This window comes from Mycobacterium sp. (assembly GCF_046091765.1).
Taxonomy (GTDB): Bacteria; Actinomycetota; Actinomycetes; order Mycobacteriales; family Mycobacteriaceae; genus Mycobacterium.
Window position 1 is genome coordinate 38,292 of the sequence record NZ_JBJTCF010000091.1, and the last position, 10,855, is coordinate 49,146.

General features: G+C 70.4%; 12 protein-coding genes. 4 read left to right on the forward strand and 8 right to left on the reverse strand.

The annotated features are described in order from the left end of the window. Positions 1 to 48 precede the first annotated feature (48 nt). The 3 genes from ACKOB8_RS09920 to ACKOB8_RS09930 are packed head-to-tail and all read right to left on the reverse strand — an operon-like array spanning position 49 to position 1,733. Entirely contained in the window at positions 49 to 657 is a 609-nt protein-coding gene (locus ACKOB8_RS09920; protein WP_526377042.1) for a cysteine hydrolase family protein, read from the reverse strand. A 16-nt stretch (positions 658 to 673) separates the two neighbouring features. Further along, positions 674 to 1,282, reverse strand: coding sequence for a riboflavin synthase (locus ACKOB8_RS09925; protein WP_526377043.1), 609 nt, complete (start codon positions 1,280 to 1,282; stop codon positions 674 to 676). 4 nt (positions 1,283 to 1,286) lie between these two features. After that, positions 1,287 to 1,733, reverse strand: coding sequence for a GNAT family N-acetyltransferase (locus ACKOB8_RS09930; protein ID WP_526377044.1), 447 nt, complete (start codon positions 1,731 to 1,733; stop codon positions 1,287 to 1,289). A gap of 114 nt (positions 1,734 to 1,847) precedes the next feature. On the opposite strand from ACKOB8_RS09930, the gene ACKOB8_RS09935 reads away from it, so the two are divergent. The 4 genes from ACKOB8_RS09935 to ACKOB8_RS09950 are packed head-to-tail and all read left to right on the forward strand — an operon-like array spanning position 1,848 to position 6,229. Then, positions 1,848 to 2,540, forward strand: coding sequence for an LppX_LprAFG lipoprotein (locus tag ACKOB8_RS09935; RefSeq protein WP_526377045.1), 693 nt, complete (start codon positions 1,848 to 1,850; stop codon positions 2,538 to 2,540). Beyond that, complete coding sequence (locus tag ACKOB8_RS09940) at positions 2,540 to 4,132, forward strand: MFS transporter (protein WP_526377046.1); 1,593 nt, start codon at positions 2,540 to 2,542, stop codon at positions 4,130 to 4,132. Before ACKOB8_RS09935 ends, ACKOB8_RS09940 begins: the two co-directional genes overlap by 1 nt. Before the next feature lie 60 nt (positions 4,133 to 4,192). After that, the gene (locus tag ACKOB8_RS09945) at positions 4,193 to 5,230 is read left to right on the forward strand and encodes an ABC transporter permease (protein ID WP_526377047.1); all 1,038 of its coding nucleotides are present in this window, start codon (positions 4,193 to 4,195) and stop codon (positions 5,228 to 5,230) included. A gap of 3 nt (positions 5,231 to 5,233) precedes the next feature. Then, entirely contained in the window at positions 5,234 to 6,229 is a 996-nt protein-coding gene (locus tag ACKOB8_RS09950; RefSeq protein ID WP_526377048.1) for an ABC transporter ATP-binding protein, read from the forward strand. Between the two features lie 12 nt (positions 6,230 to 6,241). On the opposite strand, the gene ribD is transcribed toward ACKOB8_RS09950, so the two are convergent. The 5 genes from ribD to ACKOB8_RS09975 are packed head-to-tail and all read right to left on the reverse strand — an operon-like array spanning position 6,242 to position 10,832. Beyond that, entirely contained in the window at positions 6,242 to 7,270 is a 1,029-nt protein-coding gene (gene ribD / locus ACKOB8_RS09955; RefSeq protein ID WP_526377049.1) for a bifunctional diaminohydroxyphosphoribosylaminopyrimidine deaminase/5-amino-6-(5-phosphoribosylamino)uracil reductase RibD, read from the reverse strand. After that, positions 7,267 to 7,953, reverse strand: coding sequence for a ribulose-phosphate 3-epimerase (gene rpe, locus ACKOB8_RS09960; RefSeq protein ID WP_526377050.1), 687 nt, complete (start codon positions 7,951 to 7,953; stop codon positions 7,267 to 7,269). Before rpe ends, ribD begins: the two co-directional genes overlap by 4 nt. Positions 7,954 to 7,977: 24 nt before the next feature. Further along, positions 7,978 to 9,345, reverse strand: a complete 1,368-nt coding sequence (locus ACKOB8_RS09965) for a transcription antitermination factor NusB (RefSeq protein ID WP_526377051.1) — start codon at positions 9,343 to 9,345, stop codon at positions 7,978 to 7,980. Next, positions 9,342 to 10,280: a methionyl-tRNA formyltransferase gene (gene fmt / locus ACKOB8_RS09970; RefSeq protein WP_526377052.1), complete on the reverse strand. Its 939-nt coding sequence runs from the start codon at positions 10,278 to 10,280 to the stop codon at positions 9,342 to 9,344. The genes ACKOB8_RS09965 and fmt overlap by 4 nt, the downstream gene beginning before the upstream one ends. Before the next feature lie 15 nt (positions 10,281 to 10,295). Next, entirely contained in the window at positions 10,296 to 10,832 is a 537-nt protein-coding gene (locus ACKOB8_RS09975; protein WP_526377058.1) for a LemA family protein, read from the reverse strand. Between the last annotated feature and the right edge of the window lie 23 nt (positions 10,833 to 10,855).

The window sequence follows — 10,855 nt, forward strand, 5'->3', positions numbered from 1 at the left end:
ATGAATCGCTGTCCTGGAACCACAGGACACCGGGCGCACGGCTTGCGGTTACGTCAGGTTCGCCAGCACTGCTGCGGAGTCGGTGATGTCGATCAGCGGAGGTCCCCAGCCAGCCATCACGTCGAGCGCGCGCTGATGGTTGGCGTCAGTCGATCCCGCACAGCCATCCGCTACCACGCGCACGCGCACTCCGGCGTCAGCCGCTGCGAGTGCCGTCGAGAGCACGCAGCAGTCCGTCGCCACACCGGTGAGAACCATCTCCCCGCCCTCACCCAGGGCCTGCTCAAGGGCCTGCTCAAGGGCCGTGCCCCACTTACTGAACGTGGTCTCGGTGACCGTCGGATAGCCGGAGTCGCCGAACGGCGGGACCAGGTCGTAGAGCGGGTCGGTATCGGGGACCAACGCCCAGCGCCATTCCCGGTAGAAGGTCACCCACCCCCCTGCCGGAAGCACGGGAGGGACGAACCGGGTGAGAATCACCCGTTCGCCGAACGCCGGGAGCAGGCGTTGGATGACCGCGGACGCGTCGGCGAACCTTGGCGTGAACCACTCACTGGAGGGGTTGCCGAAGACGGTTTGCATGTCGATGATCACCAGGGCGGGCGCCTGAGTCGGCCGGTTACCGGTGTGAGAACCGGCGACTGGGCGTGCACGCATCGCACGAGCAGATCAGCTAGCTTTCGTGGGCAAGTAGCTTTTCGACATATTTCGCGATCACGTCGACCTCGAGGTTCACCCGGCTGCCGGGCTTGGCGACACCGAGTGTGGTCCGCGCCAGCGTGGTCGGGATCAGCGACACCTCGAACCAGTCAGCGCTGCCCTCACGTCCCACCGCGGACACCGTCAGTGACACCCCGTCGACGGTGATCGAACCCTTCTCCACCACGTAGCGCGACAGCGACGGCGGCAGGGAAAGGCGCACCACCTCCCAGTTCGGCGACGGCGTACGCGAGATCACCTCACCGGTGCCGTCCACGTGCCCCTGCACGATGTGTCCGCCCAGGCGGCCGTTGACCGGCGCGGCGCGCTCCAGGTTGACCGGACCGCCCGCGGCCAGCCCCGCCAGGCTGGACCGGTTCAGCGTCTCGGCCATCACGTCGGCGGTGAACCGGCCGTCGCCGATCACCTCGACCACGGTCAGGCACACCCCGTTGACGGCGATCGAATCCCCGTGGCGCGTATCGGAGGTCACCAGCGGACCGCGGATGGTCAAGCGCGCGGAATCGCCGAGGTCCTCCAGCGCGACGACCTCGCCAAGTTCCTCGACGATCCCGGTGAACACCCGCTCAATCTAGCCGCTTCTCGCCGTGGAACGCCGCGGCCGGATTGTCGTTGAAGTTGTCCACCCGCCGGTAGCCGGCAGCCTCGTAGAACGCCTGGGCGTGCGGTTGGCGGGATCCGGTGTCGAGCCGGGCGATCCGGTAGCCCATCCCCCGGGCTGCGTTTTCCAGTGCCGCCAGCAACGCACGCGCCACCCCGGCGCGCCTCGCCGACGGCACCACGTACATGCGCTTGATCTCGCAGGCCCCGTCGGGCAGCCGCTTGATACCGCCCCCGCACACCGCGACCCCGTCGCGGTAGCCGGCCAGATACAGCCCGCCCGGGGGGCCGAGCTCGGCAGGCCCGGCCCGGGGCATGTCCGGGGCGTCGAGGTCCAGGCCGTCGTAGAGGTCGCGCATCTCGGCGATCATCGCGGCGACCAGAGCCGCCCCGTCGCCGGTGTCGATCGGCACGGTCCGAAAGTGCAGGTCGCCTTGCATAGGCACACTCATACCGATCCGGTGACGACGACACAACCCGGGCGTCGCCGACGGGTTAGGCCACCGGTGACCCACTACGATGCAGCTATGCCGACTCACCGCCGAATCTTCGCTGCTCTCTTCGTGCCGCTGACCGCCGCTCTGCTGATCTCGGGCTGCTCGAAGAAAGCATCTGAACCGCTGCCGGAGGCAGCCGGCCTGACCCAGCAGTCCATCGAGGCCACCAAGAAACTCTCCAGTGCCCACCTGGAGATCGTCGTCACCGGAAAGATCGACGGCCTGCCGCTCAAGACGCTGTCCGGAGATCTGACCAACGTGCCCAGCGTCGCGGTCAAGGGCAACTCCACGATCTCCATGGGCGGCTCCGACGTCGACGTCGACCTCGTGGTGCTCGACGGCACCCTCTTTGCCGCGCTGACCCCGAACAATTGGCTGGACATGGGTCCGGCGGTCGACATCTACGACCCCTCGGTGATCCTCAACCCGGACGCCGGCCTGGCCAACATGCTCGCCAACGTCACCAACGCCACGTCGGAAGCCTCCGAGGTCGTCGGCGGCGTGCCGACGGTGCGGATCGCCGGCGAGGTCGGCGCCGCCGCCGTCAACAAGCTCATCCCGCAACTGAAGGCCGGCGGACCGCTGCCCGCGACGGTGTGGATCGAGAAGGACGCCCCCCATCAACTGGTGCAGGCCAAAGTCGACCAGAGCGCGGGCAACAGCGTGTCGCTGACGTTGTCGGAATGGGATAAGCCGGTCACCGTGACCAAGCCGGCGGTGTGATGCCCGACGCGCCGAACAGTACCGGCGAGCGGTCCGCGGCAACGGGCCGGAGCCGGCGCATCGCGATCAGCGCCGGCAGCCTGGCCGTGCTGCTCGGAGCGCTGGACACCTACGTCGTCGTCACGATCATGGTCGACATCATGCGGGACATCGGCATCCCGGTGAACAAGATCCAGCAGGTCACCCCGATCATCACCTGGTACCTGCTCGGGTACATCGCCGCGATGCCGCTGCTGGGCCGGCTCTCGGACCGCTTCGGGCGCAAGCTGGTGCTGCAGCTGAGCCTGGTCGGGTTCGCGGTCGGTTCGGTGGTCACCGCGCTGTCGGATGACCTCACCACCCTCGTGATCGGCCGGCTGATCCAGGGCGTCGCCAGCGGTGCGCTGCTACCGGTGACCCTCGCCCTGGCGGCGGACCTCTGGGCCGCCCGCAGCCGCGCGATGGTCCTCGGCGGGATCGGAGCGGCCCAGGAACTCGGGAGCGTGCTGGGGCCGCTGTACGGCATCGCCGTGGTGTGGCTGCTCAACACCTGGCGTGACGTTTTCTGGATCAACGTTCCGCTGACCCTGATCGCGATGCTGATGATCCACATCAGCCTGCCCAGCCACGACCGGCAAGCCGAGCCCGAACGGGTCGACCTCGTCGGCGGCCTGCTGCTGGCGCTTGCGCTCGGGCTGGCGGTGTGGGGGTTGTACAACCCGGCCCCGGACGGCAAGCAGGTGCTGCCGAGCTACGGCCTGCCGCTGGTCGGCGGCGCGGTGGTGGCCGCGATCGCGTTCGCGGTGTGGGAGCGGTTCGCCAAGACCAGGCTGATCGATCCCCGGGGCGTGCGGTTCGTTCCGCTCCTGGCCTCCCTGGCGACGTCGATGTGCGCAGGAGCGGCGCTCATGGTGACCCTGGTCGACGTGGAGCTCTTCGGACAGGGCGTACTGGGCATGAACCAGAACCAGGCCGCCGGTCTGCTGCTGCGCTTCCTGGCCGCCCTGCCGATCGGCGCGCTGGTCGGCGGCTGGCTGGCCACCCGGGTCGGTGACCGGGTGGTTGCGGTGGCCGGGATGCTGATCGCCGCATTCGCCTACTGGCTGGTGTCGAAGTGGGGCGTCGACGTCCTCTCGGCGCGCCACGACCTCGGCCTTGTCACCCTGCCCGCCTTCGACACCGACCTCGCCCTGGCCGGCATCGGGTTGGGTCTGGTGATCGGGCCGCTGACCTCCGCCGCGCTGCGGGTCGTGCCCGCCGCCCAGCACGGGATCGCCTCGTCGCTGGTGGTGGTGGCGCGGATGACCGGCATGCTGATCGGGGTGGCCGCGCTCAGCGCGTGGGGCCTCTACCGGTTCAACCAGATCCTGGCCACGCTGCCCAGCGCCCAGGCCGACACCCTGGCCGCCAAGATCGCGGCCGAGGCCGAGCGCTACCGCACGGCTTTCGCCCTGCAGTACGGCTCGATTTTCTTCATCACCATGATCGTGTGCCTGGCCGGTGCGGCGTTCGCGCTGTTCATCGGCGGCCGGCAGGCCGCCGTCGAGCGAGCCGACGGCGAGGCACTGGCGCAAATCGACGGAAGCCCTCGGCCCGCGGCCCACGGTCGGTAACGTCGAGCGCACACCGCGGACCGGTCAGAGGACCGGCCGGGAGAAGACTCAGGAGACAGGGTGCTCAAAGCCGCGCTGCGCGACCTCCAATGGCGCAAGCGCCGGTTCGCCATCGCGATCATCGGCACCGGCTTGGTTTTCGCGATGACCCTGGTGCTCACCGGCCTGGCCAACGGTTTCCGGGTCGAGGCGACCCGCACCGTGGATTCCCTGGGGCTGGACGCCTACGTGGTGAAGTCCGGAGCGACCGGCCCGTTCCTCGGTTCGGCGGCGTTCCCGCCGACCGAGCTCGACCTGCCGGGTGTCTCGACGGCGGTGCCCCTGGTGTACGGAAGTGCGACCATGCCGGTCGGCGGTTCGGCGCGCAGTGTCAATGTTTTCGGCGCCCCCGAGGGCGGTCCGGGGATACCGGTGATGTCGAACGGACGGCCGCCGTCGACCAACGATGAGGTCGCCGTCTCCAGCACGATGGACAGGAACATCGGGGACAACGTCGAAATCGGTTCCCAGGATCTGCGCATCGTCGGCATCGTCGAAGACTCCACCGCACTTGCGGGCCAGGCCAACATCTTCCTGACCGTCGCGGGCGCCCAGGCTCTGCTGTTCTCCGGGCAGTCGCTGCTATCGTCGGTCGGCGTGCGCGGCAAGCCCAGTGAGGCACCGGAAGGATTCCGCATCGTCGACCGGACCGGAGCGATCGATGACCTGTTGCGGGCGCTCACCGGAGCGCGGCAGGCGATGACCCTGATGGCCGGGTTGCTCTGGCTGGTGGCCGCGTTGATCGTCGGGTCGATGATCTACATGTCGGCGCTGGAACGCACCCGCGACTTCGCGGTCTTCAAAGCCGTCGGCGTACCGACGCGCGCCATCCTCGCCGGCCTCGCGATGCAGGCCGTGGTGGTCGCGATCCTGGCGGCAGCCCTGGGCGGGGTGCTGTCGGTCCTGCTCGGACCGCTGTTCCCGATGCGGGTCGACATCCCGCAGATCGCGTTCCTGCTGCTGCCCGTGGTCGCCATATCGATCGGGGTACTGGCCAGCCTGGCCGGGTTACGCCGCGCGGTGACCGTCGATCCCGCGCGGGCGTTCGGAGGACCCTGAGCAATGGCTGACCTACGCATCAAGGACCTCGTCGTGGAGTACTCCAGCGGCGAGGAGTCCGTGCGCCCGATCAACGAGCTGAGCCTGGACGTCTCGGAGGGATCGCTGGCGATCCTGCTGGGGCCCAGCGGGTGCGGCAAGACCACCCTGCTGTCGTGCCTCGGCGGCATTCTGCGCCCGACCGCCGGGCGCATCGAATTCGGCGATATCGACCTCACCACGCTCGACGACGACCAGCTCTCGGAATACCGGCGCAACACCGTCGGCATCGTGTTCCAGGCGTTCAATCTCATCCCCAGCCTCACCGCGATCGAGAACGTCATGGTGCCCCTGTGGGCAGCCCGGTGGGAACGCGAGAAGGCACATGACCGCGCTGCCGAACTGCTCGACCGCGTCGGGCTGTCGCACCGGCTGAACCACCGGCCCGGCGATCTCAGCGGAGGCCAACAGCAGCGGGTCGCGGTCGCGCGGGCCATCGCGTTGGATCCGCCCCTGCTGATCGCCGACGAACCCACCGCGCACCTCGACTACATCCAGGTCGAGGGGGTGCTGCGGCTGATCAGGGAGCTGGCCACCGGCGAGCGCGTGGTGGTGGTCGCCACCCACGACACCAGGATGCTGCCGCTGGCCGACCGGGTGGTGGAACTGGTGCCGCACCTTTCGGCTTCCGACCACGAGCCCGAGACGGTCACCGTGGCGGCCGGCGAGGCCCTTTTCGAGCAGGGCATGATGGGTGACTCCATTTATGTCGTCTCCGAAGGCGAAATCGAACTGACGCGTGAGCTGGCCAGCGGTGCCGAGGAGTCGATCAGGGTGGCCGGCCCGGGCGACTACTTCGGCGAGATGGCGCCGCTGTTCGCGCTACCCCGCTCGGCGACCGCGCGCGCCCGTACCGACGCGGTCGTCATCAGCTACACGGTGCAGGGTTTCCGTGAACTGCTCGGGGCGAGTGGATCGCGCGACATCATCGAACACAAGGCGATTCACAGCGAAGGCTGAGCTCCGGCGGCGTCAGCCCGGCGGCACCAGGCTGATCAGATAATCAGCTCCGATCTGCTCCACGCCTTCGTAGCGCCAGCGCACCGCATCGTCGATGCTGTCCACCCCGGCGTCGTCGACCGCGGCGAAGGGGCCGCCGAGGAATACCGGTGCCACGTAGGCCAGGATCCTGTCGACCAGGCCGGCCCGCAGAAATGCGCCGGCCAGGGTCGGGCCGCCCTCCACGAGGACGGCGGTACGGTCGGCCAGAGCGCGCAGGACGTCGTGCGGGTCCCGGGTGTGCAGCACCAGACTGGGGGAATCCCCTTCGAGCACCTGTGATTCGGGCGGAATCTCACGCAGCCCGACCACCACCCGTAGCGGCTGACGCGAAGCCAGGCTGCCGTCGGGCAGTCGCGCCGTCAGACTCGGGTCGTCGGCGAACACCGTTCCGGTGCCGACCACGATCGCGTCTGCCTCGCCGCGGCGGCGATGCAGATCGGTCCGTGCGGGCTCCCCGGTGATCCACTGCGACGAACCGTCGGCGGCGGCACTGCGGCCGTCGATACTGGCCGCGAACTTCCAGGTGACGTGCGGCAGGCCGGTGCGCTGTTTGTGCAGCCATTCCCGCAGCGGGCCCGCGGCCACCTCGTCCGCGCGAATCCCGCCGGTCACCGCGAGGCCCGCGGATCGCAACCGGCCCGCGCCGCCGGCCGCGGCGGGATGGGGATCGCCGACCGCGTAGACGACCCGGGCGACACCGGCTTTCAGCAGCGCGTCGACGCACGGCGGGGTACGGCCGTGGTGACTGCACGGCTCAAGGGTGACCACGGCCGTCCCGCCCGCGGCACGCTCACCGGCGGCACGCAGCGCGACCACCTCCGCATGCGCCCCGCCGGCCGGCTCGGTGGCACCCGCACCGACGACCCGCCCTCCGGCATCGAGGATCACCGCGCCGACGGGCGGATTCGGGTAGGTGGCGCCTTTGACCCGCCAGGACTCTTCGACGGCCAGTCGCATTGCGGCGTCGAGGTCCACCGGGACTGCGTCCGCCCCGGTCATCCCTTCAGGTGCCGCGAGGCGGCACCGGCGCGGCGACGCAGCGCCTCGACCGCGGTCATCGGATCGGATGCGCCGTACACCGCGGAGCCGGCCACAAAGCAGTCCACGCCCGCTTCGGCCGCCTGCTCGATGGTGTCGGCGTTGATGCCGCCGTCGATCTCGACCAGGACCGTCAGCTCGCCGGAGTCGACCAGCCGGCGGACGGTCGCCACTTTCCCGAGCACCTCGGGGATGAAACTCTGTCCGCCGAAGCCGGGCTCGACCGACATCACCAGCAGCGTGTCGAAGTCGCGCAGGATCTCCAGGTAGGGCTCGATCGGAGTGCCGGGTTTCACCGAGAGCCCCGCCTTCGCGCCCGCGGCCCTGATGTCGCGCGCCACCGCCACCGGATCGTCGCAGGCTTCAGCGTGGAAGGTCACGTTGTGCGATCCGGCCTCCGCGTAGCCGGGCGCCCAGCGTCCCGGGTTGGTGATCATCAGGTGGCAGTCCAGGGGGATGTCGGTCGCCTTGAGCAGGCTTTCGACCACCGGCAGTCCCAGCGTCAGGTTCGGGACGAAGTGCGCGTCCATCACGTCGACGTGCAGCCAGTCGGCGCCGACGACGGCGTCGGCTTCGGCGGCGAGCCGGGCGAAGTCGGCCGACAGGATCGACGGCGCGATCATCGGACGGGTCGGTGTCGCCATGACCGTCAGCTTAGGGTGTGTGCCTCAGCGGTCCCTGCGCAGCGCGGCGGCGAACATCGCGTCGGTGCCGTGGCGGTGCGGCCACAACTGCACGAACGGCCCCCCGCCGAGGCGATCGACGGGCGCGAACAGCTCCCGGGTGTCCAGCGCGGTCACGTCTCGGCGCAGCCCGCCGGACACCACGCCGACGGTCTCGGCGAGGTGCGGCGAGCATGTCGCGTAGAGCACCACACCCCCGGGGCGGACCAGGGCGATCGCCGCGGCCAGCAGTTCACGCTGCAATTTCGTCAGGGCGCCGACGTCGGCGGGGGTGCGCCGCCAACGCGCCTCGGGCCGGCGGCGCAGCGCACCCAGTCCCGTGCACGGTGCGTCGAGCAGAACCCGGTCGAAACTGTCCGGCGGCACGTGCGACTGGCGCCCGTCGGCTCGCACCACCTCGACCGGCAGGCCGACCGTGTTCTGTTCCACCAGCTCGGCGCGCCGGTGGTGGGGCTCGATGGCGGTGACCGCCGCGCCCCGCTCCGCGCCGATCGCCGCGATCAGCGCGGTCTTGCCGCCGGGCCCCGCGCACAGGTCGAGCCAGCGGCCACCGTCGGTCCCGGTGAGCTCGGCCAGCGTCAGCGCGCGGGCCACCAGCTGGCTGCCCTCGTCCTGCACCAGGGCCCGGCCTTCCCGAATCGGCTCGAGCCGGCCCGGGTCTCCCCCGCCGAGATAGACCGCGTAGGGCGAATAGCGGCCGACCGTTCCGCCGACTGCGGCGGCGAGTTCGGCGGCGGTGAGCACACCGGGGCGGGCGGCCAGGTGGACCGCCGGCCGCGCGTCGTCAGCGGCGAGGGCGGCATCAAGCTCGCCGGCGTCGGCCCCCAGCGCGTCGGCGAAGGCCTGGGCGATCCAGCGGGGATGGGCGTGCGCGAAGGCGAGATGGCCCACCGGGTCGACGTCGGCCGACGGCGCGAGTTCGGCAACCCAGGATGCCTCGTCACGCCCCGCAATGGTGCGAAGCACAGCGTTGACGAATCCGGCACGGGCCGAATCGAATTCACTGCCGGCCTGTTCCACCGTGGTGGTGACGGCGGCGTGCTGGGCGACGTTGGTGCGCAGCAACTGGTAGGCGCCCAGGCGCAGCAGATCCAGCAAAACCGGGTCGATCCGGTCAAGGGGACGTCCGGCTGCCGCCACGATGACAGCGTCGAGCAGTCCCCGACAGCGGCAGCTGCCGTAGGCCAACTCGGTCGCGAACGCCGCGTCTCGCCCGGTGATGCCCCGCTGGGCGAGAATCGCCGGGAGTGCGAGGTTGGCATAGGCATCGCGCGTCGAGACCGCCCGCAGCACGTCGAAGGCCGCCTGCCGGGCCGGATCGAGGTGTCTGCGGCGGGGCTGGCGAGCGGTCATGACGCCCGCACGCCGTCGGCCAGTCGCGCTCCGCGCGCCCAGTCGGCCGCCGGCATCGGTGTGCGCCCGGGCGGCTGCACCATCCCGAGCAGCACGGGCTGCGACGCCGTGCCCACCCGGACCGCGGCACGCCGCACGTCGAGCACACCCGGGGCGAGCGGACTCTGCGCGCCCTCCGGATCGACGGCCACCGGCCCGATCTTGACGCGCAGGTCCCCGATCAGCGTCCACGCGCCCGGCACCGGCGTCATCGCCCTGATCCGGCGCTCGATGACATGGGCGGGCAGATCCCAGCGGACCCGCGCCTGCTCGACGGAGATCTTCGCCGCCCTGCTGACACCCTCGGCGGACTGCGGCACCGCGGTCAGCGACCCGTCGGCGATGCCGTCCAGCGTGGCCTCCAGCAGTGCCGCGCCGGCGTCGGCCAGCCGCTGCAAAAGTCCGCCGGCGGTGTCGGTGGGCCTGATCGGTTCGGTGATCACGCCGTAGACGGGACCGGCGTCGAGTTCGGGCACGATGCGGAAGGTCGTCGCGCCGGTGACCGCGTCCCCGGCGGCGATGGCTGCCTGGACGGGAGCCGCGCCGCGCCACGCGGGCAGCACGGAGAGGTGCAGATTCACCCAGCCGAAGGCCGGCACCGCCAGCAGTTCGGCGCCGAGCAGCGCACCGAAGGCCACCACCGCGCAGCAGTCCGGCTCCAGGGCTGCCAGTTCGGCGACGAACTGCGCCGAGTTGGGCTGCGCGGGCCGCAGCACCGGAATCCCGGCGTCGGCGGCCAGTGCCGCCACCGGCGAGGGCACCGGCTTGGCTCCCCTACGACCCGAGACCGCGTCCGGGCGGGTGAGCACCGCGACCACCTCGTGGCGCGGGGAATCAATCAGCCGCCGCAGCGACGGCAGGGCCGGCTCCGGTGTGCCGGCGAAAACGATCCGCATGCGGGTCCTTTGCCGCTACCGCGGCAGCTGGTAGAACTCGCGCTCGCCAACCCCCGCGAGTCCCGCGACGAACATCCACGGGATGGTGGTCCGCAGCCGATTCACCGTTGCCGCGGCGTCGTTGTAGTACTGCCGCGCGAAGGCGAGCTTGTCCTCGGTGTCGGCGAGGTTCTGCTGCAGGTTGAGGAAGTTGTTCGACGAGTTCAGCTGCGGATAGGTCTGCCCCAGGGCGAGCACCTGACCGACCGCGGTGTCGAACTCGTGCTCGGCCGAGCTGCGCTGCGCCACCGACTTGCCCGCCGTCGCCTCGGTCAGTGCGAGCTGGGCATCGGCGATCCGGCCCAGGACGGCCTTTTCGTGCGTGGCGTAGCCCTGCACCGCGCTGACCAAGCCCGGGATCAGCGCCGCTCGCCGGGTGAGTTGAACGTCGATCCCGCCGAGCGCTTCATCGACCCGGACATCGGCGGCGCGAAGTCTGTTGTAGCCCACAACGATCCCGGCGAGCACCGCGAGGGCGACGGCGAGGACGAGTACCAGCACGAAGGTCACCACGAACCGCCGCCTCCTCCTCCGCC

What these genes read in the sequence shown, in the direction of transcription:
- ACKOB8_RS09920 (WP_526377042.1), bottom strand. Translation starts at nt 657, where the DNA reads ATGCGTGCACGCCCAGTCGCCGGTTCTCACACCGGTAACCGGCCGACT.
- ACKOB8_RS09935 (WP_526377045.1), top strand. Translation starts at nt 1,848, where the DNA reads ATGCCGACTCACCGCCGAATCTTCGCTGCTCTCTTCGTGCCGCTGACC.
- ACKOB8_RS09940 (WP_526377046.1), top strand. Translation starts at nt 2,540, where the DNA reads ATGCCCGACGCGCCGAACAGTACCGGCGAGCGGTCCGCGGCAACGGGC.
- ACKOB8_RS09950 (WP_526377048.1), top strand. Translation starts at nt 5,234, where the DNA reads ATGGCTGACCTACGCATCAAGGACCTCGTCGTGGAGTACTCCAGCGGC.
- ribD (WP_526377049.1), bottom strand. Translation starts at nt 7,270, where the DNA reads ATGACCGGGGCGGACGCAGTCCCGGTGGACCTCGACGCCGCAATGCGA.
- rpe (WP_526377050.1), bottom strand. Translation starts at nt 7,953, where the DNA reads ATGGCGACACCGACCCGTCCGATGATCGCGCCGTCGATCCTGTCGGCC.
- ACKOB8_RS09965 (WP_526377051.1), bottom strand. Translation starts at nt 9,345, where the DNA reads ATGACCGCTCGCCAGCCCCGCCGCAGACACCTCGATCCGGCCCGGCAG.
- fmt (WP_526377052.1), bottom strand. Translation starts at nt 10,280, where the DNA reads ATGCGGATCGTTTTCGCCGGCACACCGGAGCCGGCCCTGCCGTCGCTG.